The following is a 20,848-nucleotide window of genomic DNA, read 5'->3' on the forward strand; positions in this document are numbered from 1 at the left end:
GGGCGGCGTTCCGCCGATGAACCTGAGGAAGCAGCGGGGGTGTCAGGCTTGCCGCGTTATCGTTGACGACCATCGCGGGCAAGCCCGCTCCTACAGGTTCTGTGATGAGCCTGAAAAATGTGTACACACGAATGTCACCATAGGTGCCATTTGTGTGTGCACTTTTAGTTTCAACGCCCCAAAAAGTTACACCCTCCTTGCCTGACTTTCCCAGCGACCTTTCTCCCCAAACCCCGCCAATAAATAAATACCTGTTCGATCGGTCAATTTATATTTATTTATTTTCAGTTACTTAGCCAAACCAGATAACAAAACGGAATTAGCGCCCCAGTTGTTAGCTCGGTAACTGGCATAGATCTGGCTTTAGTGCATACATGTTTTGTATACAATCACAGCAAAACATAAACACACTTTAGATCCGCAAGCCTGAAGCGCCCTATCCCGTACAGGCTGCAGATGCCCCGTAATCAATGATGCTTACTGCCCCGCGACGAAGATTTGTCGAGCCTTCGCTCATGCACAGTCATCGCGGCGCCAAGCTTCAGGAGCCTGCCGGAATGCGTACTAGCCTCTCCAATAACAACATCGCGCTGGATCTGCCCTCCTCTTACCCCGAACCCGCCACCCTCGATCAACGGTTTCAAGCACCTGTAGTACTCAGCCCACGCCTGCACAACAAAGACCTCGCACCGACCAAGGCCGAAGGTCGGCGCTGGGGCCGCTACAGCATCTTTGCCCTGTGGACCAACGACGTTCACAACATCGCCAACTACTCCTTCGCCATCGGCCTGTATGCCTTGGGCCTGGGTGGCTGGCAGATTCTGCTGTCCCTGGGTATCGGTGCGGCACTGGTGTACGGCTTCATGAACCTGTCCGGTTACATGGGCCAGAAAACCGGCGTGCCGTTCCCGGTCATCAGCCGGATCAGTTTCGGTATTCACGGGGCGCAGATTCCTGCATTGATCCGCGCCATCATCGCCATCGCCTGGTTCGGGATTCAGACGTACCTGGCGTCCGTGGTCCTGCGCGTGCTGCTGACGGCGGTGCATCCCGGGTTTGCCGACTACGACCACGATTCGATCCTTGGCTTGTCGAGCCTGGGCTGGATATGTTTCGTGGCGATCTGGCTAGTGCAACTGGCGATCCTCGCCTATGGCATGGAAATGGTGCGGCGCTACGAGGCATTTGCCGGACCGGTGATTTTGCTGACCGTCGCCTCCCTCGCCGGGTGGATGTACTTCCAGGCCGACGCAACCATCGCCTGGTCGATCCGCGAACAGCTGACCGGCGGCGAGATGTGGCGCAACATCTTTGCCGGCGGTGCACTGTGGCTGTCGATCTACGGCACGCTGATTCTGAATTTCTGTGACTTCGCCCGCTCTTCGCCGTGCCGCAAGACAATCAAGGTCGGCAATTTCTGGGGCTTGCCGGTGAATATCCTGGTGTTTGCCAGCATCACCGTCCTGCTCTGCGGTGCGCAATTCCAGATCAATGGCCGGATCATCGAAAGCCCGACCGAAATCATCGCCTCGATTCCCAACACTTTCTTCCTGGTGCTCGGCTGCCTGGCCTTCCTGATCGTGACCGTAGCGGTGAACATCATGGCCAACTTTGTCGCCCCGGCGTTCGTGCTCAGCAACCTGGCGCCCAAATACCTGACGTTCCGTCGCGCCGGGCTGATCAGTGCGACCATTGCCGTGCTGATCCTGCCCTGGAACCTCTACAACAGTCCGCTGGTGATCGTGTATTTCCTGTCCGGCCTCGGCGCCTTGCTCGGCCCGTTGTACGGAGTGATCATGGTCGACTACTGGCTTGTACGAAAAGCACAGGTCAATGTGCCGCAGCTGTACAGTGAAGATCCCAACGGCGCCTATTACTACAGCCGCGGGGTCAATCTGCGCGCCGTGGCGGCGTTCATTCCTGCAGCGCTGATCGCCATCGTCCTCGCGCTGGTGCCGGGTTTCCACAGCGTATCGCCCTTCTCCTGGCTGATTGGCGCGGGTATCGCCGCCATGCTCTACCTGATCATCACCAAACGGCAGCCGCACTACGCCGACGTCAGCGGCGAATCCATCGCGGTCGACAACGCCAGTCATTAATCCCGTGACGGCCCGGCACTGCCGGGCCGCAGAACCATCCGTCATAAGGACTTTCCATGCGCATTCTCGTGGTCAACGTCAACACCACCGAATCCATCACCCAAGCGATCGCCCGCTCGGCGCAGTCCGTGGCCGCGCCCGGCACCGAAATCATCGGCCTGACGCCCTACTTCGGCGCCGAGTCCATCGAAGGCAACTTTGAAAGCTACCTGGCCGCCATCGCTGTGATGGATCGGGTACTGGCCTACGACCAGCCTTTCGACGCAGTGATCCAGGCTGGTTACGGCGAGCACGGTCGCGAAGGGTTACAGGAGTTGCTCAACGTGCCGGTGGTGGATATCACCGATGCGGCCGCCAGCACCGCGATGTTCCTGGGCCATGCCTATTCGGTGGTCACGACGCTGGACCGCACCGTGCCGCTGATCGAGGATCGTCTCAAGCTGTCGGGGCTCTGGGACCGCTGTGCGTCAGTGCGCGCCAGTGGCTTGGCCGTGCTGGAGCTGGAGTCCGATCCAGAGCGCGCACTGGAGGCCATTGTCCGTCAGGCGGAACTGGCGGTGCTTGAGGACAAGGCCGAGGTGATTTGCCTGGGATGCGGCGGCATGGCCGGGCTGGACGAGCAGATTCGTCAGCGTACGGGGGTGCCGGTGGTGGATGGTGTGACGGCGGCGGTGACGATTGCCGAATCGTTGGTGCGGCTGGGGCTGTCGACGTCGAAGGTGCGGACTTATGCGACACCGCGGCCGAAGAAAATTGTCGGTTGGCCGGGGCGGTTTGGCCGATAAACCGCGTTATCGTTCTTCGCGGGCAAGCCACGCTCCCACAGGGTTTTGTGTCGTTTACATGACCGTGGCAAGACACAAACCCTGTGGGAGCGGGCTTGCTCGCGATGGCCACACCTCGGTTCAGAGTCAGGCTCAAACCGCACTGAACCGCTGCCCCAACCCCCGCTCCGCAAACTGCTCGATAATGAAATCGACAAACGCCCGGGTCTTGCCCGGCAGCAGTTTGTGCTCAGCGTAATAGATAGAAATGTTGCCATCGTCGACATACCACTGCGGCAACACCCGCTGCAGAGTCCCGGCCTCCAGATAACTCAAAGCGAACGGCATGCTCACCAGCGCGATGCCCAGGCCCTGGGCTGCAGTGGCGCAGGCAGCCTCGGAATCACTCATGGTCATCCGCGCCTTGAGCGTCAACGGACTGTGTTGTTGGGTGCGACTGGTCAACTGCCAGGAGCGCACGCGACCGGTTTGCGGCGATCGAATCAGGATCCCGTCATGATGCTGGAGATCATCGGGCTCGACGATAGCTCCACGCTGCGCCAGGTAGTCGCCTGACGCCACCAGCACCCGATGCGCCGGCGTCAGCTTGCGCGCCACCACGCCCTGAGGCAGTTCGAATCCCCCGCCAATGGCCGCGTCGAAGCCCTGGGCGATCAGGTCGACTTGCCGGTTATCGAAATGCCAGTCCGGGTTGATGGCCGGAAACCGTCGCAGAAACTCTCCGAGCAACGGCACGATGTACAAGCGTCCGAACACGGTGCCCATGCTGACTTTTAATGTGCCCGCCGGTCGACCTTCGGCGCTGGCCAGGTTGGCCACGGCATTCTGGATCGTCAGCAGGCTGGCGCTGACCTCGCCGAGAAACAGATGACCGGCTTCGGTCAATGTCAGGCTGCGGGTGCTGCGCTGGAACAGCCGCACCCCCAATCGAGCCTCGAGCTTGGCCACGCTCTTGCCCACCGCCGCCGGGGTCAGGCTCAAGCGCCGCGCGGCCTCGGCAAAGCTGCCGACCTCGGCACTGCGCACGAAGCATTCGATACTGCTGAAGGTTTCCATATCAACCACTATAAACTTCTGGTTTACACCGACTATCGCAATTACCGTCTACACAGCCGGTAATCCTGAATCGATACTAGGCTCCATCAACCGAGACACCTCGCCTCGGGACTTGGAGATCGATATGACTACTCACAACCTCAGCGGCAAAGTGGCGTTGATTCAAGGCGGTTCCCGCGGTATCGGCGCAGCCATCGTCAAACGCCTGGCCGCTGAAGGCGCGACGGTCGCCTTCACCTACGTCAGCTCGACGGCCAAGGCCGAAGAATTGCAGGACAGCATCACCGCCAAGGGCGGCAAGGCCTTGGCCATCAAGGCTGACAGTGCCGACGCCGAAGCCATTCGCAGCGCCGTCACTGCCACAGTCGAAGCCTTCGGTCGCCTGGATATCCTGGTCAATAACGCGGGTGTATTGGCGGTCGCACCGCTGGAAGACTTCACCCTCGAAGACTTCGACCAGACCCTGGCGATCAACGTGCGCAGCGTATTCATCGCCACCCAGGCCGCCGCCCGACATATGACCGAAGGCGGTCGTATCATCAACATCGGCAGCACCAACGCCGAGCGCATGCCCTTCGCCGGCGGTGGGCCCTACGCCATGAGCAAATCGGCGCTGGTCGGCCTGACCAAAGGCCTGTCTCGCGATCTTGGCCCACGGGGCATCACCATCAACAACGTGCAACCCGGTCCCGTCGACACCGACATGAACCCGGCCAGCGGCGACTTCGCCGAGAGCCTGATACCGTTGATGGCGGTAGGCCGTTATGGCCAAGTGGAAGAAATCGCCAGTTTTGTCGCCTACCTGGTGGGCCCCGAAGCCGGCTACATCACCGGGGCCAGCCTGACCATCGACGGTGGTTTCGGCGCCTGACACCGCTCAGTCAACCGCAGCCCTCTGTAGGAGACCGGCTTGCCGGCGAAGGCAATCTGTCAGTCGACATCAATGTTGACTAACACTCCGTCTTCGCCAGCAAGCCGGTCTCGCTCCTACATTTCCCCCATCAAGCCCAGTCGAGATGCGGCAAACCACAGGCACTCGGATTGAACGCCTTCAGCGTACGAAGAATGCCATCGGCGTGTGCGTACTTTTCGTCGGCCATCGCCGCATCCGGAATCGCAATCGCCGTCATCCCCGCCGCTTTCGCCGCCGTGACACCGAACGGCGAATCTTCGAACACCAGGCAGTCCCCGGGCAATACACCCAGGCGGCGCGCAGCGGTGAGGAAAATATCCGGCGCGGGTTTGGCCGCGCCGACTTCCGGATCGTCAGCGGTGACGATGAAGTCGAACAATGCAAACCAGTCTTGGTGCAAGGTGGTTTTCTGGCCAAACGACTGACGCGAAGAACTGGTGCCCACCGCGATCGGAATGTTGTTGGCCTTCAGATGCCGAACCAGTTCCTGGGCGCCCGGCATCGCCAGCGCCGCTGGAAAACGCTCGCGCATCAGCGGTTCACGGATCTGCAGAAACTCTTCGGCCGTAATCGGCAGGTCCAGCGCCTCGACCACATACCGCGCCAGATCACCCGCGCCACGGCCGATGATGTTCTGTTTGACGCTCCAGTCGAAGGTCCGCCCGTAACGCCCGGCAATGATGGAGGTGACTTCGGTGTAGATGCCCTCGGTGTCCAGCAGCAAGCCGTCCATATCGAAAATCACGGCCTTTATCGGGCCGAATTCATTCAGCGCAGCATTCATCGCATCTGATCCGTTTTCAATGACATCCCGGAGAATCAGGCAACGCCCGGTCCGTGATTGATTAAAGGGTTCAGCAGCATAACGAGCGCGGCCGTCATAGAGCAACGGCAACACGCCCGACGAATGCAAAAACCTGTGCTGGAGGATGACCGCGATTCAGCGATCACTCCCCCGACAACACGCCGGCCACCGCCAAGGCTGTCAATTTTGACCTGATCATGGTGCGACTCCTTTAAAATTTGCTCACCTGATTTCTGGCAGCCTGCGCGTTTTAAAGGTGCCGCTTGATCGACCGGCGGCGAGGACGTGCGTCAACTCGGCTCGTTGGAGCCGTCGTTACCGGCAATGTCCGGATCATCAGGTGCAGCTTCGACATCAGTGTCAGTGCGCCGCACATCATCGTTGGGCACTTGTTCCACTCCCGCGTCGTCATCCGGCGGGCGCTGGTCGCGGGGAAGCGGGTCGGTTGGAGAAGGCAGCGGGTATTCAGGCGTGTCGTCGATATCGGAATCTTTGGGGTCAGCGTTCATGAAACACCTCTCAGGGGGCCTGAAACCAGGTCCTGAACTTTCGATGACAGCACATCGGCCACGGTTCGATCAGGCGGACGATCGGTCAGCCTGATCCCGGGGGCTGATCATTGTTCGTCTTCGTCTTCATCCTCTTCTTCATATTCAGTATTGCCCACGTCGCCGGCGTCATCGGAATCGTTGAGCGGCACCGTCGCGTCATCCATCAGGGAGCCAGGGTCTTCATTGCCGGGATCGTTGATGAACGGGAGCCCGCTTGGGCCTTTTTCTTCCTTGCCTTCGGTTTCAGGCGTCATGGCAGTCCTCGCAACAATCAGGGAGTGTATGAAGTTCGAGGCGGCCGCCAGACAATCGTTCCGCTACAGGGCCACAGATACGACAAACCCGGCACCAGGCCGGGTTTGCGCGTTGATTGCGGGTCGAATCAGTGATTTTTGTTCTTGTTCCTGTGCTTATTCTTGTGCTTGTGCTTATGGCCGTTGCCGGAATGGGAACTGCCGCTGTCGGTCCCCAGGTTATTACCCACCGCACCACCCGCCGCACCGCCCAGGCCTGCGCCGATGGTCGAGCCGGTCGAACCACCGAGACTGTTACCAATCACCGAGCCGCCAGCCGAGCCCAAACCGCCGCCAATGGCCGCTTCGGTCCGACTGCCTTTGGGGGCACCTACCGCACTGCCTGCCGCGCCGCCGACGCCGGCACCAATCGCCGCCCCCGTGCTGCCGCCCATTTGCTGGCCGACCACGTTACCCAGCGCACCGCCAATACCACCACCTACGGCAGCCGTGCCGTCACCGGCAGCCATTGCTCCTTGAGCGACTAAAAGTCCCAGAACGACTGTGGACAATGTCAAACGCATGATATGAACCTCTGATTCCGTATCGGGGGGGAAGAACGCACTACGGATGGGCGAGAGTCTAGCACCCGCGCCCGCTGAATCCGGTCAGCGATAAGTGTTGGACCGCTGGCGAATCGAAGAGTAAGGGCACAGAAACATCCAGATACTAAAAGCCCGGCATTCAAGCCGGGCTCAGAAGCGATCGCGCAGGATCAGTGACGCTTGTGACCCTTGGCCAGGTTGCTGCCCACGCCGCCGCCCAATGCACCGCCCAGGCCCGCGCCGATGGTCGAACCGGTCTTGCCGCCCAGGCTGTTGCCGATCACCGAACCGCCCGCCGCGCCGACACCGCCGCCAATGGCGGCCTTGGTCCGGCTGCCTTTGCGTGCGGCCACCGCACTGCCCGCTGCGCCGGCCACACCGGCACCAATCGCCGCGCCGGTGCTGCCGCCCATGTTCTGGCCGACCACATTACCCAGCGCACCACCCAGGCCGCCACCCAGCGCGGCAGTGCCATCGCCGGCCGCCATCGCACCTTGAGCAACCAAAAGTCCCAGAACCAGAGCAGGCAGAGTCAAACGCATAACGAGAACCTCAAAAAAGGGGGAACCGAAAGGTCGGTCATTGAATACTTTTGAGGAGGCAACGACCCGGATAAACGGTCACAACCTCACTATCAGCGACGGTTTGACAGCGTTTTCGTGAAAGGTTTTATGACAGGCAAAAAAAAGCCCGCTGGGGAAACGGGCTGGAGTATTGCTTTCTAACGGATGAGCTGAGACTACGTCGATGGGTGTGAAAAGTTTGTGAAAGATTTCGTGGAAAACACTTTCCGGCAATTATTTAACCGACGCCTGAAAAACCTCGCTCGATGACGGGGTTGGCGGGTGCGTTACTTCCTGGACAGTGCCGCTACCTTGGGTAAAAATTTCGCCTTCGGCCCAGGGCGCGCCATGGATTTCATCTTGTCGTTGCGGGTCTGGTCTTCGCCGAAGCCCGCGACATAATCGATCTGCCCACATCGCACGCAGTTGTTGATCGGAAACTCTGCGCCGTCGTCTTCGATATACGGATCAGCCATATCTTCGCCCCTCTCAAAAACGGGATCGACACCGGCAAGCCCTTTTGCCTGAATAATATCGATCGCCAAGGCGTTTCAGACTAGCCGGTCATTACTGGACTTGTAATTCAGATGACCCCGTCCCCGACGAATGGCCGGCGCGACTCACTTCAGCTTGAACGCCGTCCCGGTCACGAATACCACTACCATCGCGCCCTTCCCGGCCGGCATGCTGATCTCGTCATCCAGTCCCGCCACCGCATCCGCCTGCAGCGCCCGCGCGAAAAAAAGCCCAGCATTTGGCTGGGCTTGGAAATTCTCAACGTTAATCTTCAGGGGTGTTTTTCCGCTGAAGAACTCGCCCTTTTGATCGCTTCTGCCTTCTCAATAACATCCCGTTGAGAAGCAATGGCTTTGCTGATCACAGTGTTATAGACATCCCGCCTGGTATCAGCAGATGCCTTCGTGAAGAAGTCGGTCAAGGGACTGGATGCCCCGTCGTTAGCTACGCTCATACACTTGAACTCCGGATAAAAGCTCTACAAGCTCGAATTGATCATAGGGGTCGGGAATCAGAGGGTCAATCTGCTCCACGCTGACACCCCGTTCAAAAAATGAAGCCGTACCATCGTTATTCTTGATAATCAGGTCCACGTAAAATCGTTCGCCGTAACATCTCCGAAGCTCGACTACATTCCTCCTCGCGGCAAGATACTGCGCGACAAAAGTATCCAATGGGATGTTGCGTCCTTCCGTAATCTCTCTGGCTTGAACAAACTGCCAAGCAAGCCTCGGCTCCTGATAAACGTAAATAACCTGTGCAATTCGTTGGCTAGCCAAAACTCTACTTATGTTTCGCTTCGCAACGTCGATGCTCGCTAGCGTTCCATCGAGCAGAAACGAAATCCGCTTTTCAAAGACCCTGTCCAAAACGCGTTCCAGTATTTTCGTCACGGCGCGGTGATACAGATAAAAATTTCCACCTGAGTACCCCGGAATCAAGCATCTATAGTCATCAGGATCAATTCGTAAGATTTTCTTTGCCGTACACCCCGCAACACCCTGCTCAAGCATCTCCACCAAACCTTTTGATATCTCGGTTTTCCCTGCCCCTGGCGAGCCAGCCATGAACACGGTCAGTGGAGACGCTTCCGAAGGAAATGCATCGGTATCAGCAATTGTCCTCGCTAACCTCGCGCGGTTTGTTTTGGCGAACTCAAACGCCTCCTCTTCTACGGCTTTTTCTTCGGGAGTCATTTTCAGTGCTCGGTTCATTCGCAGTTTCAGCGTGTTCCCGGCCGTCTAGCAGTGGACTTGACTATCAGTCTTCCCGGATATCTTGAGTGTCAGTGCTTTGAGCATGAACCAAAGAAGGGATGAAGAAATAGTCGGCGGGACACTTAAACTGACCTGCAAACGGCGACAATGAAAGCCAGCACATTCCGAATAGCATGTAGGAATCGGCTACAGCATGCAGAACCTACAAATGGATTTACGGCAGTGACCGGTAAACAACTTGCCCAACAGCGGTCTGTCGCTTGGCACGCATCCCCCGTCAATGCAACCTGGAAAGATGCTGAGCCAACGCTTCAAACGCCGGCAACGTCACCGGATCATTGGCCGAATTAGCGGCAACCGGATGGGACGCATAACGAACGATCACCATCTCGGCCTTCGGGTCGACATATATACGCTGCCCATGCACTCCCCGCGCCATGAAGGCGCCGCCTTCCTTGTTCGTCACCCACCACATCGAGCGGTAGCTCCAGCCCTTGAGCAAGTCATAACCGGCCTTGGCAAATGCCTGCTTGTCGCCGCCATGGCGGATGTCGTCCACCACCGTTTTGGGCACGATCTGCTGACCGTTGAACGCGCCATCATTGCGCAACATCTCGCCAAACCGGGCCAGGTCGCGCAAGCCGGTGTTCAAGCCGCCGCCGGCAAACGGGGTGCCGATGGAGTCCACAGTGAAATAGGCATCCTGCTCCGCCCCCAGCCGACTCCAGATCCGCTCGGACAGCAACTGCGCGACGTTACGACCGGTCACTCGAGCGATGACCCAGCCCAATACGTCGGAGTTGACGGTTTTGTAGGCGAACGCGCTGCCATGCTCGCCTTGCAGCTGCACCGTCTGCAAAAACTCGTAGTAGCTTCGCGGTCCCGTGTAGTCCTTTGGCTTGGGCAAGGGACTGCCGGCTTTGGCATGGGCCCAGACTTCGGCGTTCGGGTCGGCGTAGTCCTCGCTGTATTTGAGTGCAGTCGTCATATCCAGAACCTGACGCACCGTGGCACTGCCAAACGCCGAGTTCGCCAGTTCGGGGACGTAGTCGGCGACGTGCTTATCCGCGTCGATTCGCCCTTCAGCCACCAACATCGCCCCTAACGTGCCGACCACGGACTTGGTCACCGACATCGCCGCATGCTGGCCTTCAGGCTTCAGCACGCCAAAGTAACGTTCGTAGACCACCTTGCCGCGATGCATCACCACAATCCCGTCGGTGTAGGTGGCCGCAAGGGATTGCTCCCACGTCATCGATGCCTTTGCGCCGAGCGGGACGAAGCCGAGGGCGTCGATGTCGCTGCGCAACGCCGATTGCAGGGGAACCGGGGCGCCAAGTCCTCGCGAGACGTTGATGGTCGGCATGAGTTGGCGGAAGTTCGACACACTCCAGCGCATCGCCGGGAACTGGTAATAGCTGCCATCCTCGAAGCGCAGGGTGCGATCGGCGGGCGGTGGGGAGCCCATCATCCAACCTAGTGTCGCCGGGTCGCTGGCGGCGGCGTCGGGGAAGGTTGTGGGAGTGGATGCGGTGCTGAGGGATGACAGGAAGGCCGTCAATACGGCTGTGAAGGACACCGCCAGGCGGCGGGAGGAGATGCGGGGGTGAGACATGGTGTCGATTCCATTCGAGGGAATCGGGCAGTTTAACAGGTGGACGCAGAGGCTGAAGGTAGGCCTTGCGAAGGAGACGCAGCAGGCATGACCTCTCCAGATTGCTCCAAGGCCAGACGATGCAGAGTCGTAGCTGCGAGTTCGAGATCATTTCCCCATGTCACGTCCAATCCCCACTCGCCCACCGCAACCTTGCCGAACAGCTTCAGGTCTTTCAGCGGCTGAGCACGGGAAAGGTCTTGATGTGTTCGGTAACATCAACGGTATGCCGTTTGCCGTTATTCCACTCGATATCAAGGGCATGTTTGCCGGCAACTGGTTGCACAGCAGAAATGCGAAGCTTGCTGGTCATTAGTCAGTTCCTCCGGTTTTGCTCAGGTAGCCATAAAGCAATGCCAGAGAAATTTTTTCCCTAGCACAACCTACGTTTTTTCAGCTATGTCCCCGGTCCATAAAAGTCGCCAAAAATCATAAAACCCCTGACTTCACTTTAACCCAACGCGCTCTTATCGAAGGGGCGCTGAACGTGGCCGGACACCAAGCACTTGCCCTTAAAATACAAAACGCCCGATGCAGTGCATCGGGCGTTGGGGTGAAACAGGTGTAAACCTGTCTCAGGGCTGCACAGCAGTCGGTTAACCGATGCTCACGCCGTGGGATTCAGCCAGGGGCTTCAGGCCGCCGGCGAAACCTTGGCCGATGGCCTTGAACTTGAACTCTTCACCGCTGCGGTACAGCTCGCCAAAAATCATGGCGGTCTCGGTAGAAGCATCCTCACTCAGGTCGTAGCGAGCCAGCTCTTTGCCGTCCGCTTTGTTCACAACGCGAATATAGGCGTTGGCAACCTGACCGAAGCTCTGCTTGCGCTCTACCGAATCGTGGATGGTCACAGCGAAGACGAGTTTCTTCACCGCAGCGGCCAAGCCATTCAACTTCACGGTGACTTGTTCGTCGTCGCCTTCGCCATCGCCCGATTGGTTATCCCCCATGTGCTCGACCGAACCGTCGGCAGATTTCTTGTTGTTGTAGAAGATGAAGCTTGCGTCATCGAGCACCTTGCCATTCTCGCCGACGATGAAGATCGAAGCGTCGAGATCGAACTTGGCGCCATCAGTAACGCGCGGGTCCCAGCCCAGTCCAACGATTACTTCGGTCAGGCCGGGGGCCTCTTTCGACAGCGAGACATTGCCGCCTTTAGTCAGACTTACAGCCATTTTCAGATTCCTTGTTCCGTGGGTTCGATCTAGCGTTCATGCCGGTGATCTCGCTGGCGACTCCAGGCCGCCAGCGAAACCTTGGTCCAACGGCACAGGTTTAAAAATTCATGCCGAACGAATTTGCCAGCGCCTTCAAGCCGCCAGCGAAGCCTTGGCCAACGGCGCGGAATTTCCACTCGCCGTTGTTGCGGTAAAGTTCGGCGAAAATCATTGCCGTTTCGGTCGAGGCATCTTCGGCCAGATCGTAGCGAACGACTTCAGCGCCGGTCACTTCGTTGGCGATGCGGATGAAAGAACCACCCACTTGGCCGAAGTTCTGCTTGCGACCCTCTGCATCGTGGATGGTCACGATGAATGCGATCTTGTCGACGTCGGCAGGTACGCGGCTCAAGTCGACTTTCAACACTTCGTCGTCACCATCGCCAGCGCCGGTGCGGTTGTCGCCGGTATGCTCAACCGAGCCGTCGACGCTCTTCAACTGGTTGTAGAACACGAAGTCAGCGTCGCTGCGCACCTTGCCGTTTGCACCCAACAGGAAGGCGCTGGCATCCAGGTCGAACTCAACGCCATCGGTGGCGCGAGGATCCCAACCCAGACCGATCAGGAGCTTGGTCAAGCTCGCATCGGTTTTCGTGAGAGACAGGTTGCCGCCTTTTTGAAGTGTCAGTGCCATGGGTCGAGCTCCTTGTGGTAAATGCCAGTGCTCAGTTGCTTTCGGGCTGAGCGGCTTGTTTGTCAGGGAAGATCCAGCTCGCGACGATGCCGATGACCAGAACCACCATAACGATCAACAAGCTGGTGTTAGCGTCAATGTTGTAGCCGTGATGGAACATGTGGTCGGTCGCATTCAAGCCGAGCTTGACCGCGATGAAGAACAGCAATGCGACGACTGCTTTCTCCAGGTGGACCAGGTAACGCTTTGACGCTTCGAGGACGAAGTACATGGTCCGCAAGCCCAGGATGGCGAACAGCATGGCGGAATAGACGATCAGGGGTTCACGGCTCACCGCGATGATCGCTGGAACGGAGTCAAATGCGAAGAGGACATCAGACACTTCAGCAACCACCAGGCAGAGGAATAGCGGCGTAGCGAAGATGGTGCCTTTTGCCGCCAGCGTCATGCCTTTGTTTTCTGGCTTCTTGAGCTCTACTTCCAGGGCCTTGCGAGTCACGAAGAAGTTATGGCCGTACAGCTTTGGCCACACTGGGAACAGCTTCTGTGCGAAGCGATAAGCCATGTGTTTGGAATAGTCTTCTTCCTCTTCGCCATCACCTTTGGCGCGCAGCATCATGACTGCAGTCCACGCAACGATCAGCGCGAATACAATCTCAACCCAGGGTCCGAAGGCCAAGAGACCGGTGCCGATAGCAACGAAAATGCCGCGGAACACGATAGCGCCGATGATGCCCCAGTACAGAACGCGATGGCGCAGGCCATCCGGCACCTTGAACCAGGCGAATATCGCCATGAATACGAACAGGTTGTCCACGCTCAGGACTTTCTCCAGGGCGTAACCGGTTACGAAAAGACTTGCGACTTCCGGGCCATGCTCAACGTACAGGAAACCTGCAAACGCTAGCGAGATGGCGATCCAGAAGACCGACCATATCGAAGCTTTGGCCAGCGAAATTGGCTTGTCGCCACGATGAGTGACCATGTCGAGCAGAAGCGCGCCAACCGCGATCCCGACGAATACAGCCATGGTCAGCGGAGGGAATCCGATTTGAGTAGCTTCCACGGTACCGCTCCTTAGAGTTCGAAATCGGCTGGGTCGAGGCCCAGCTCAAGGCAGATCGAGCGACAGGCCGCTTTTTCCTGTTCGTCGAAGTCGCCATCCGATGCACCAACGGAACATACGACCCGGACCAACAGGCGAGCAGCGCCATCGTTGCCTTTGAGCTTGCCGACAACCTTCAGCGCTTCAGCCCGACCGATCTGCACGTCGAACTCGAACTTCGTGCAGTGATCGTTGAAGGAATTGATCACGTCCTTGAGGTCGAAGACTTTCAGTTCAGGCGAGTGGGTGATAAATCCAATCATCTTCGACTTCTCAGCCGCCGAGATGTCGTTATCCGCCGCCGCGACGAGGGCGCAACCTGCGGTGGTGGCATCCATGAACTTTTGATTCTTGAATTTCGCGACCTCGGTGGTCAGCGTTTCTCGAGCTTTCGCCGCGTTCGTTTTAAGCCATGCAAGCATTTGAGTTCCCCTCAAGAGGCAGGGTCAGAGGACCCTCCAAAATTCCTATTTCGAGCCGGCTTTCCAGCTCATGCCCCAACCGTAAGCCTTGTCCACCGCGGAATGCCCTCGGTGGAAATCCACTCGCCGGGAGACCTTGACTGCGCCGTTGACGTTTTCCAGCATGGCGATCGCGCACATGGCGTCACGCCCACCCTCCTCGTTGAGACGGACCTCAATGTCTGGCTGACCGGGAATGTAGATAGTCACCACCCCATCAGTCGCTTTCCAGTCAGGCGCCCCCTCGTAGATGAAGGCGAAGACCAGGATGCGACGCACCTCACTCCACTTCACCCCGTTGATGTGCAGCCACTCCCCTCCGGCAACAGAGCCTGTCCGGTCGTCGCCCATCAACTGGATGTAAGGTGCATGCTCCAAGCTGCCGAATGATTCGCCCAATGCTTGAATCGCGCCCTTGCGACCATCCTGGAGTTCGTAGAGACAGCCGACGTCGAGGTCGATGGATTTGCTACGGCTGAAGAAACCGCCGCCGCTGCCCTTGTTCCAGTCCAGGTTCACTTTGATTTCGCCGAAACCGGCAGCCGTTTTCTCTAGGCTGATCGAGGGGCGTGCCTTGTCGAGGGTCACCTTGCTCAGGCTGACCGAAGACTTCGGTGCGGCTGGCGGGACCGGGACAGGCTGGGGAGCGGCTTGAGCGGGGGCCGGCGTCGGGGCGGCGACTTCGACACCAAAATGTTTGGCCAGGGGTTCCAGGCCTCCGGCAAAGCCTTGGGCCACGCAGCGGAATTTCCACTCGCCCTGGCGGCGATAGAACTCGCCAAGGATGAGTGCAGTTTCCTTCATGCCAGCTGTCGGAAGTTGAGCTTCAACCCCGCCTGACACCGTGACCGAGAGCTGCGAGACACGGTCGAAGCTGGCTTTGTTCTCATAGATCGTGGCCGTCAAAGCCACTTTCTCGACAGCCGCTTCCAGACGGCTCAAATCAAGGGTAAACACGGCGCGACCGGCTGCCGACTCAGTCATCTGCACCGCGCCACCCAGCACACTGGTTTGCCCGTAGAAACACATATCGCCGTCGCCACGGACTTTGCCTGCTGAGCCCAGCGCGAAGGCCGAGACATCAATTTCAGCCCCGGGAATCGGCGAGTAGCTGATGTCCACGCGAAGCTGGCCAGTGGCAACCGCTGCGTTACCACCCGGTAGGAGAGTCGCCATCAGCGCACGGCCTGAACAGCCAGGCTCACCAGATCATCTGCAGTGCGGCCGTTGGTCACCTTGCCGATTGCCTTGAATTCCCAGCCACCACTTTCGCGTACCAGGCTCGCCATGACGATGCCGGTATGACCGCCACGCTCGGACAGGTTGAAACGTGCCAGCTCCGACTTGTTGCCCGCGTTCACGATACGGCAGTAGGCGTTTTCCACTTTCTCGAATGTCTGCCCGGTGAAGCTGTTTACGGTGAACACCAGATACTTGACCGACGCAGGCAGGCGCTGCAGGTCAACGTAAATGGTTTCATCGTCACCATTACCGTCACCCGTGCGGTTGTCGCCCGAGTGCTTGATCGAACCATCCTGGGACTGCAGTTGGCGAAACCACACCAGATCAATGGATTTCAGGTCGCTGTCGAGGAGGATGCAGGAAGCGTCAAGATCGATCGCGCCGCCGCTGCCCATCAGCTTGCCAAGGAAGCCGGCTTTCACCGGATCCCAGCCGAGGCCGAGGCTGATATTGGTCAGTCCACCGCCAGCCGTTTTTTCCAGCGAGATGGATTGGTTTTTGCTCAGAGTAAGTGCCATCTGTACTTTCCTTGTTGACCTTCAGTGTTCGCGAGGTGATCAGGTTTGACCGACATTCGCAGGTTGGTGAGGGCAACATCGCCCGCACCTCAATTCCCGACCTGGGTCCTGTACTGGCGTCCACGACGCCACGCAGGATGAAACTGTCGCCAGTGCGCTTCTTGCGCCGCGGCCAACAATTCATGGTCGCCACGGGTGTCACCCCATGCCTTGAGATGGTATTGACCCAGCGGTCCATAGACCGCCTCGAGCCTGAACACCTTGTTCTCGCACCTGCAGTTGTTGCCGGCGATGCGCCCGGTCAGCACGCCATCGACCACCTCAAGCTCCGTGCCGATCAGCTTGACGCCTAGGCGATCCGCGAAAGGTTGAAGCACCAGGACGGGAGATGCAGAGCACAGGGTTACCATGGCACCGGCCTCCCTCTCGGCGGCAAGGGATGGTAACCCTGAAGGGCGCATCAACCGGATCCAAAACTCCGTACAAAACATTTCTGCTTGCTGCCGTACCCACGCAGCTTCAACGCCAGTCAGAAACATGCTGATCAAATGCGCCTTGAGTTGGTCTCGATTCATGCGCCGCGCGAGGAAACGAATGCCCGGTAGCGTGAGCATCAGCATGCGTCGACTGAACGCTCGCGTGCCAAAGGCAAACTTGAGGAATGAGACGAAGCTGTCATACCGGGTGAGGGTGCCGTCGAAGTCAAAGACCGACAGCACCTTCTTCCCGCGCACATCCGTTTCGAGCAATGGCTGTGTCATCGAACAGCCTCGGCCAAGCGGATCGGCGGCTCGCCGCTGCCGACTTCTGCTTGCTTCACGCCGTGCCACTGCGCACGCTCGAGGATCTTGACTGCCCACTTGTAGTGGGTCGCAGGCTCACACATCACATCGTTGTGCTTGAACACGGCGGGGGCAACGTCGCTGACGATCAGCTTCGCGCTGTTCAGGTCTTCGAGGCTGACGCGCAAAGTGTCCTGGATGATGCTGATCTGGCTGGGATGAATCGCGGTCTTGCCGACCAGGCCATGGGCGATATCCAGCTCCAGCTCTTCTTTCAGCAAGTCCGGCGTTGCGAGCTGCTCGAATACAGGGGCGGTCAGGGCAAAGCCCTGCGAGCCCATGATCCCGGCCAACATCGGTATGACGAAGCTCATCGGCGTCTGGTACAGCGTTGTCGCAGGGTTGCGTCGGAGGCCCAGACACCCCATCAAATCGTTCCCGCCAATGCGCAGGGCAATGATTCGCTGGTCAAGGTTGGCCTTGAGCGCATGGCCCAATTCGACCATCGCCCCCGGATTGAATACGTCGTGAGTTTCCAGGGTCGGCATCAGGAACAGGTCAGGGTTGGTGACCGCCCGTTCCCATGCGACCAGGTTACGCAGCGTCAGTTTCGGCACGACAAACCCGTCAACGTGCCGCATCAGCGGCCACTCATTCAGTACGGCCGCCATTTGCGAATCTCGAGGACGGACGAACAACAGCGGACCCTCCGCGGGGCGGCCACCACGTTGATCAATCGCCGTCAGCAGGTTATGCAGATTGCGCAGCGCAGTGTCGACATCGATGTCCGCCACTGCGTCTTCCAGGCAAACCACCAGCGACCGAAGCTCTGGCAGCTTCCTGCGAAAAACGACGTCGAGCAGATCCACTCGCGTGGCCGGCATATAGAGCGTGGCCCCGAGGGCGTAGGGAGAGCGCCTCTGCATCAGCTCAAGCTCCGAATGATGGTCACCGCCCGGTAAGGCCCCAGATCAGCACCGGCCTCCTCCACGGTAACGCCCGCCCCCTCGGTAAGGTGCAGCAACAGCTGAACGTCACTGTCGCGGCGATCCCGGACCAGGACCCGGTCAGGTACACGGCGCAGTACGGCACGGGTAGCCTCGGCGATTCCCGGTTTCACCCGGTTCGGATTCGAGATATCAAAACGTCTGGCCAACGACTCGACCACCGCTGAAGCGGCTGCCTGGAGTTCCAGTCTTTGACTGACTGTCCACGGCGATGCCTGGGCCACCGCCCCTGATGCCCGGCGCTTCGTCTCAATCTGCTCGATGAAATCACGGGTCACATCGTGCTCTCGCAGGTGGTCGTAGACCACGCAACCATGCAGTCCGCCATCGACTGGCCAGATAGAGCGCGAGACGAGGCCGGAAACAGTGGCCCCCAAAATGCCGGACGGAATGACCCAGTCCTCCGCCGAGGCCGATAGCCAGGCTCGGCCGCAAGGGTCGGCCAGCACCACTAACCGTGGATCTGTCGGGAAGCGCGAGTCGCCATTCAGGCTGCGCTTGATCTCGGCAGAAATCGCCCCTTTGCCCGTCCAGCCGTCGACAAACACGATGTTCTCGGCACCATGGGCCTGGATGATCGCTTCCAGCGCAACGGTGTCGATCCCGCGGTCCCGGACGATGCTGATTCCATAGTGGTAGGTGTTACGGCCCATGTCGATGAGCGCGCGGCGCAGCAGTACACCCAGCGGGAGGCCTGCACGCACGAAGGACACCAGCACAATGCAAGCGCCGGCGCAGGCCTCGTTCAATGCAAGCGCCAGGGATTGAACGTCCGTGGCCATACGCGTGCCATTCTGCGCAAGTGCCCGCTCGTATAGCGCCTGGTGAACGGCAGTCGGAGCGCTCTCCAGACTGATCATCTCGGAGTAGTGCTTCTGCCTGGTCTGGATCAGACGCTCCTTCTCGACGACATCCGTTACTTGCATCTGCACCGGCTGCAGTAGGAAGTGCACGTCTTCAGGTGCGTAGCTGCCGCTGCCCACGGTGTTGAGGTGGCGAACAGGCTCAACCATTGATCACGCCCCCCACCAGCCTGGCCAGCTGGCTACGCGCCGGGGTGGCCCACAGGTGACACTCATCCATGAAGCCCAGGTCGGTGATGCTGTCGCCAAAGCCCAGCACGGGACGTTCGCCATTGACCTCGCGGTCACGGCGCAGCCATTCCTGAACGGCCACACGCTTGGACAGGCCAGCCGGCAGGAAGGCCAGATTATTACTGTTGCCATGGACGTGCATACCGTCCAACAGCCCTCGAGCCCGGACTTCAGCCAGTACCAAGTTCAGCACATCGTCATTGGATTCGTTGTGTTTGGTCACCACGTAGTTGCGCAAACCTTCCTCTTCGACCACCCAACCGCGCAACGAGATGCCAAGCTCCTTGCCGATTGCCAGCGTCGCCTCGCTCAGGGCCGGCAGGCGATTCTGGAAGCTGTCGAGCGTCTCGCACATGTAGGCATGCCAGTCATGATCGAGCCTTCCATCAGGACCAAGAATCACGCCGCCGTGTGAGCATACGGCGCCGAGGCTGAAAGGCAGTTTCACTCGACTGTAGGCTTCGACGCTGCGGGCAGTGACAGGCACGACATCGGCGGTCGCCAGCAACCATTCAGCAAAAGACTTCTGAACGGTGCTCATGTAGCCATTCGGTTGGCCGTCCACATCAAGGGTCGCTGGATGGCGTGGCGCGCCTGGCGGCATCTTGCGAGCGGTTTGAAACAACGTGTCATCGAGGTCGATCAACACCAGGGGGCGATTACTGCTCATCGACGATGACCTCAGCCTTCAGGGCAGCAACCAATTCAGCGGGGACGGCCTGGGCCGGGGTCTCCGAACAGATCAGCACGCGGTCAAACTGACCGGGGCTGACGTTGTAGAGGAAGTTGGGGATGCCGAGACCATAGTTATCCGAAAACGACAATGCGTGCCCGATGGCATGGCCAAGCGCGATGGGCGAGCGGCTCGTGGAACTGAAATGCACATCGGCGCCAGCACGTTCCAGGCGCTCGGCGAGGAGGAAGGGACGCCAGACGAACTCACTGGTGCCGACCACGAGGACCCGCTCACCTGCTGCGACCTGCAGCTCGGGTGCCAGGGTGTCCTCGACATTGCGCACGCCCAGACGGCCCCAGTCGTTTCCTGGCGACAGCGGCCACACGCCAGCGGCGATGGTGCCTACGGAGGGCATTTGCGGTAACGGGGCGTCGATATCTTCGATAAAGCGGTAGGCCCCCTGTAACAGGGAAACCTGATCGGTGGAGGTGCCAATGGTGTTGCGCACAGCCCCGCCGGACCAATCCGTCAGAACGCAGGTGACGACCCGTTCGACCTTGCTCAGGCCGGCATCGACCAGCGCGCGGTGCAGATTGATGAACGTCTTGCCGGTGGATGCTTCGTCGTCGACCAGCACCAGCGAACGGGCGTTCAACATCATTTCCCGCACATCGGGATCGACGGGCAGGTGGATCAGGTGCGCACTGGCGTGACTGTGCTCTTCTTCGAATCGAGCGAACAGTTCGGTACCCGTCGGGTGACGCGTACTGACCATGTAGACGGCATCGGGGCGGCTGGCGCTGAAGGCACGATGAACACCGGCGCCGAGGCCGACTGCCGTCTCGGCCATGCCAATCACGAGCACAGGGCCTGGCAAGTCGGCAGGAATTTTCGCCGCCAGGTTTTCAAAGCTTGCGTTCATCACCGACGGCCGCACGGGGATGTGACGTCCCAGGACTTTGGACACAAACAGGAACGCACGCTTCGGGTTACGGCGCTCGGCAAATCCGAACAGTGCGTCGGGGGCGATGACACATTCTTCGACGTTGACGTCGAGTCGCCCGCGCACCAGTTGCGCGCTAAGCATTTTTGTCGCGGCGTTACGTTCCATGAAC

The 20,848-nt window shown here is 59.1% G+C and carries 25 protein-coding genes; 4 read left to right on the forward strand and 21 right to left on the reverse strand.

Annotation, left to right across the window (positions count from 1 at the left end):
• The first annotated feature begins 557 nt into the window (after nt 1-557).
• Together ELQ88_RS24730 and ELQ88_RS24735 are read left to right on the forward strand one after the other, a co-directional pair.
• Nucleotides 558-2,099: an NCS1 family nucleobase:cation symporter-1 gene (locus ELQ88_RS24730; RefSeq protein ID WP_138968376.1), complete on the forward strand. Its 1,542-nt coding sequence runs from the start codon at nt 558-560 to the stop codon at nt 2,097-2,099.
• Between the two features lie 56 nt (nt 2,100-2,155).
• Complete coding sequence (locus tag ELQ88_RS24735; protein WP_128873402.1) at nt 2,156-2,884, forward strand: aspartate/glutamate racemase family protein; 729 nt, start codon at nt 2,156-2,158, stop codon at nt 2,882-2,884.
• Nucleotides 2,885-3,016: 132 nt separating this feature from the next.
• Here ELQ88_RS24735 and ELQ88_RS24740 read toward each other — a convergent pair whose 3' ends face one another.
• The gene (locus ELQ88_RS24740; protein ID WP_138968377.1) at nt 3,017-3,940 is read right to left on the reverse strand and encodes a LysR family transcriptional regulator; all 924 of its coding nucleotides are present in this window, start codon (nt 3,938-3,940) and stop codon (nt 3,017-3,019) included.
• A gap of 124 nt (nt 3,941-4,064) precedes the next feature.
• Here ELQ88_RS24740 and ELQ88_RS24745 point away from each other — a divergent pair, with 124 nt between their 5' ends.
• A complete protein-coding gene (locus tag ELQ88_RS24745; protein ID WP_138968379.1) occupies nt 4,065-4,811 on the forward strand; it encodes a 3-oxoacyl-ACP reductase family protein in 747 nt (248 codons plus the stop codon).
• A gap of 130 nt (nt 4,812-4,941) precedes the next feature.
• Here ELQ88_RS24745 and ELQ88_RS24750 read toward each other — a convergent pair whose 3' ends face one another.
• The 6 genes from ELQ88_RS24750 to ELQ88_RS24775 all read right to left on the reverse strand — a co-directional run bounded on the left by ELQ88_RS24750 (nt 4,942) and on the right by ELQ88_RS24775 (nt 8,086).
• On the reverse strand, nt 4,942-5,637 hold the full coding sequence (locus tag ELQ88_RS24750; protein ID WP_128873400.1) for an HAD-IA family hydrolase: 696 nt from the start codon (nt 5,635-5,637) through the stop codon (nt 4,942-4,944).
• Between the two features lie 311 nt (nt 5,638-5,948).
• Nucleotides 5,949-6,167: a hypothetical protein gene (locus tag ELQ88_RS24755; RefSeq protein ID WP_128873399.1), complete on the reverse strand. Its 219-nt coding sequence runs from the start codon at nt 6,165-6,167 to the stop codon at nt 5,949-5,951.
• A 107-nt stretch (nt 6,168-6,274) separates the two neighbouring features.
• Complete coding sequence (locus ELQ88_RS24760) at nt 6,275-6,463, reverse strand: hypothetical protein (protein ID WP_128873398.1); 189 nt, start codon at nt 6,461-6,463, stop codon at nt 6,275-6,277.
• Between the two features lie 128 nt (nt 6,464-6,591).
• Entirely contained in the window at nt 6,592-7,026 is a 435-nt protein-coding gene (locus ELQ88_RS24765) for a glycine zipper domain-containing protein (RefSeq protein ID WP_128873397.1), read from the reverse strand.
• Nucleotides 7,027-7,217: 191 nt separating this feature from the next.
• Nucleotides 7,218-7,589 (reverse strand): bacteriocin, encoded by a 372-nt coding sequence (locus ELQ88_RS24770; protein ID WP_128873396.1) that lies wholly within the window; start codon nt 7,587-7,589, stop codon nt 7,218-7,220.
• A 308-nt stretch (nt 7,590-7,897) separates the two neighbouring features.
• The gene (locus ELQ88_RS24775; protein ID WP_128873412.1) at nt 7,898-8,086 is read right to left on the reverse strand and encodes a hypothetical protein; all 189 of its coding nucleotides are present in this window, start codon (nt 8,084-8,086) and stop codon (nt 7,898-7,900) included.
• Between the two features lie 111 nt (nt 8,087-8,197).
• Between ELQ88_RS24775 and ELQ88_RS34190 the strand changes: the two genes are divergently transcribed.
• Nucleotides 8,198-8,467: a hypothetical protein gene (locus ELQ88_RS34190; protein WP_161599982.1), complete on the forward strand. Its 270-nt coding sequence runs from the start codon at nt 8,198-8,200 to the stop codon at nt 8,465-8,467.
• Between the two features lie 99 nt (nt 8,468-8,566).
• Here the strand turns inward: ELQ88_RS34190 and ELQ88_RS24785 are convergent, their stop codons facing one another.
• The 14 genes from ELQ88_RS24785 to ELQ88_RS24845 form a co-directional block, all read right to left on the reverse strand.
• Nucleotides 8,567-9,322 carry a zeta toxin family protein gene (locus ELQ88_RS24785; protein WP_138968381.1) on the reverse strand — a complete coding sequence of 252 codons (756 nt, stop codon included), beginning with the start codon at nt 9,320-9,322 and terminating at the stop codon, nt 8,567-8,569.
• A 298-nt stretch (nt 9,323-9,620) separates the two neighbouring features.
• Nucleotides 9,621-10,958 (reverse strand): serine hydrolase, encoded by a 1,338-nt coding sequence (locus ELQ88_RS24790; protein ID WP_138968383.1) that lies wholly within the window; start codon nt 10,956-10,958, stop codon nt 9,621-9,623.
• A gap of 214 nt (nt 10,959-11,172) precedes the next feature.
• On the reverse strand, nt 11,173-11,310 hold the full coding sequence (locus ELQ88_RS34195; protein ID WP_161599983.1) for a hypothetical protein: 138 nt from the start codon (nt 11,308-11,310) through the stop codon (nt 11,173-11,175).
• A gap of 283 nt (nt 11,311-11,593) precedes the next feature.
• Complete coding sequence (locus ELQ88_RS24795; RefSeq protein WP_128873391.1) at nt 11,594-12,172, reverse strand: TerD family protein; 579 nt, start codon at nt 12,170-12,172, stop codon at nt 11,594-11,596.
• 100 nt (nt 12,173-12,272) lie between these two features.
• A complete protein-coding gene (locus ELQ88_RS24800; RefSeq protein WP_128873390.1) occupies nt 12,273-12,848 on the reverse strand; it encodes a TerD family protein in 576 nt (191 codons plus the stop codon).
• Nucleotides 12,849-12,879: 31 nt separating this feature from the next.
• On the reverse strand, nt 12,880-13,914 hold the full coding sequence (locus ELQ88_RS24805; protein WP_128873389.1) for a TerC/Alx family metal homeostasis membrane protein: 1,035 nt from the start codon (nt 13,912-13,914) through the stop codon (nt 12,880-12,882).
• An 11-nt stretch (nt 13,915-13,925) separates the two neighbouring features.
• Nucleotides 13,926-14,375 carry a tellurite resistance TerB family protein gene (locus ELQ88_RS24810; RefSeq protein ID WP_138968385.1) on the reverse strand — a complete coding sequence of 150 codons (450 nt, stop codon included), beginning with the start codon at nt 14,373-14,375 and terminating at the stop codon, nt 13,926-13,928.
• A gap of 45 nt (nt 14,376-14,420) precedes the next feature.
• Entirely contained in the window at nt 14,421-15,590 is a 1,170-nt protein-coding gene (locus tag ELQ88_RS24815; RefSeq protein WP_128873388.1) for a TerD family protein, read from the reverse strand.
• On the reverse strand, nt 15,590-16,174 hold the full coding sequence (locus ELQ88_RS24820) for a TerD family protein (RefSeq protein WP_138968387.1): 585 nt from the start codon (nt 16,172-16,174) through the stop codon (nt 15,590-15,592). Before ELQ88_RS24820 ends, ELQ88_RS24815 begins: the two co-directional genes overlap by 1 nt.
• A gap of 89 nt (nt 16,175-16,263) precedes the next feature.
• On the reverse strand, nt 16,264-16,935 hold the full coding sequence (locus ELQ88_RS24825; protein ID WP_138968389.1) for an HAD family hydrolase: 672 nt from the start codon (nt 16,933-16,935) through the stop codon (nt 16,264-16,266).
• Nucleotides 16,932-17,882 (reverse strand): HpcH/HpaI aldolase/citrate lyase family protein, encoded by a 951-nt coding sequence (locus ELQ88_RS24830; protein WP_138968391.1) that lies wholly within the window; start codon nt 17,880-17,882, stop codon nt 16,932-16,934. Before ELQ88_RS24830 ends, ELQ88_RS24825 begins: the two co-directional genes overlap by 4 nt.
• Complete coding sequence (locus tag ELQ88_RS24835; protein WP_128873384.1) at nt 17,882-18,976, reverse strand: cysteine protease StiP family protein; 1,095 nt, start codon at nt 18,974-18,976, stop codon at nt 17,882-17,884. The genes ELQ88_RS24830 and ELQ88_RS24835 overlap by 1 nt, the downstream gene beginning before the upstream one ends.
• Nucleotides 18,969-19,727: a trehalose phosphatase gene (locus ELQ88_RS24840; RefSeq protein ID WP_138968393.1), complete on the reverse strand. Its 759-nt coding sequence runs from the start codon at nt 19,725-19,727 to the stop codon at nt 18,969-18,971. Before ELQ88_RS24840 ends, ELQ88_RS24835 begins: the two co-directional genes overlap by 8 nt.
• Complete coding sequence (locus ELQ88_RS24845) at nt 19,717-20,844, reverse strand: phosphoribosyltransferase domain-containing protein (RefSeq protein WP_138968395.1); 1,128 nt, start codon at nt 20,842-20,844, stop codon at nt 19,717-19,719. The genes ELQ88_RS24840 and ELQ88_RS24845 overlap by 11 nt, the downstream gene beginning before the upstream one ends.
• Nucleotides 20,845-20,848: the final 4 nt, after the last annotated feature.

It is taken from the genome of Pseudomonas sp. MPC6 (genome assembly GCF_006094435.1).
Classification (GTDB): domain Bacteria; phylum Pseudomonadota; class Gammaproteobacteria; order Pseudomonadales; family Pseudomonadaceae; genus Aquipseudomonas.

What these genes read in the sequence shown, in the direction of transcription:
- ELQ88_RS24795 (WP_128873391.1), bottom strand. Translation starts at nt 12,172, where the DNA reads ATGGCTGTAAGTCTGACTAAAGGCGGCAATGTCTCGCTGTCGAAAGAG.
- ELQ88_RS24785 (WP_138968381.1), bottom strand. Translation starts at nt 9,322, where the DNA reads ATGACTCCCGAAGAAAAAGCCGTAGAAGAGGAGGCGTTTGAGTTCGCC.
- ELQ88_RS24755 (WP_128873399.1), bottom strand. Translation starts at nt 6,167, where the DNA reads ATGAACGCTGACCCCAAAGATTCCGATATCGACGACACGCCTGAATAC.
- ELQ88_RS34195 (WP_161599983.1), bottom strand. Translation starts at nt 11,310, where the DNA reads ATGACCAGCAAGCTTCGCATTTCTGCTGTGCAACCAGTTGCCGGCAAA.
- ELQ88_RS24830 (WP_138968391.1), bottom strand. Translation starts at nt 17,882, where the DNA reads ATGCAGAGGCGCTCTCCCTACGCCCTCGGGGCCACGCTCTATATGCCG.
- ELQ88_RS24775 (WP_128873412.1), bottom strand. Translation starts at nt 8,086, where the DNA reads ATGGCTGATCCGTATATCGAAGACGACGGCGCAGAGTTTCCGATCAAC.
- ELQ88_RS24770 (WP_128873396.1), bottom strand. Translation starts at nt 7,589, where the DNA reads ATGCGTTTGACTCTGCCTGCTCTGGTTCTGGGACTTTTGGTTGCTCAA.
- ELQ88_RS24735 (WP_128873402.1), top strand. Translation starts at nt 2,156, where the DNA reads ATGCGCATTCTCGTGGTCAACGTCAACACCACCGAATCCATCACCCAA.
- ELQ88_RS24750 (WP_128873400.1), bottom strand. Translation starts at nt 5,637, where the DNA reads ATGAATGCTGCGCTGAATGAATTCGGCCCGATAAAGGCCGTGATTTTC.
- ELQ88_RS24730 (WP_138968376.1), top strand. Translation starts at nt 558, where the DNA reads ATGCGTACTAGCCTCTCCAATAACAACATCGCGCTGGATCTGCCCTCC.
- ELQ88_RS24745 (WP_138968379.1), top strand. Translation starts at nt 4,065, where the DNA reads ATGACTACTCACAACCTCAGCGGCAAAGTGGCGTTGATTCAAGGCGGT.
- ELQ88_RS24790 (WP_138968383.1), bottom strand. Translation starts at nt 10,958, where the DNA reads ATGTCTCACCCCCGCATCTCCTCCCGCCGCCTGGCGGTGTCCTTCACA.
- ELQ88_RS34190 (WP_161599982.1), top strand. Translation starts at nt 8,198, where the DNA reads ATGACCCCGTCCCCGACGAATGGCCGGCGCGACTCACTTCAGCTTGAA.
- ELQ88_RS24800 (WP_128873390.1), bottom strand. Translation starts at nt 12,848, where the DNA reads ATGGCACTGACACTTCAAAAAGGCGGCAACCTGTCTCTCACGAAAACC.
- ELQ88_RS24840 (WP_138968393.1), bottom strand. Translation starts at nt 19,727, where the DNA reads ATGAGCAGTAATCGCCCCCTGGTGTTGATCGACCTCGATGACACGTTG.
- ELQ88_RS24810 (WP_138968385.1), bottom strand. Translation starts at nt 14,375, where the DNA reads ATGCTTGCATGGCTTAAAACGAACGCGGCGAAAGCTCGAGAAACGCTG.
- ELQ88_RS24815 (WP_128873388.1), bottom strand. Translation starts at nt 15,590, where the DNA reads ATGGCGACTCTCCTACCGGGTGGTAACGCAGCGGTTGCCACTGGCCAG.
- ELQ88_RS24765 (WP_128873397.1), bottom strand. Translation starts at nt 7,026, where the DNA reads ATGCGTTTGACATTGTCCACAGTCGTTCTGGGACTTTTAGTCGCTCAA.
- ELQ88_RS24835 (WP_128873384.1), bottom strand. Translation starts at nt 18,976, where the DNA reads ATGGTTGAGCCTGTTCGCCACCTCAACACCGTGGGCAGCGGCAGCTAC.
- ELQ88_RS24760 (WP_128873398.1), bottom strand. Translation starts at nt 6,463, where the DNA reads ATGACGCCTGAAACCGAAGGCAAGGAAGAAAAAGGCCCAAGCGGGCTC.
- ELQ88_RS24845 (WP_138968395.1), bottom strand. Translation starts at nt 20,844, where the DNA reads ATGGAACGTAACGCCGCGACAAAAATGCTTAGCGCGCAACTGGTGCGC.
- ELQ88_RS24820 (WP_138968387.1), bottom strand. Translation starts at nt 16,174, where the DNA reads ATGGCACTTACTCTGAGCAAAAACCAATCCATCTCGCTGGAAAAAACG.
- ELQ88_RS24740 (WP_138968377.1), bottom strand. Translation starts at nt 3,940, where the DNA reads ATGGAAACCTTCAGCAGTATCGAATGCTTCGTGCGCAGTGCCGAGGTC.
- ELQ88_RS24825 (WP_138968389.1), bottom strand. Translation starts at nt 16,935, where the DNA reads ATGACACAGCCATTGCTCGAAACGGATGTGCGCGGGAAGAAGGTGCTG.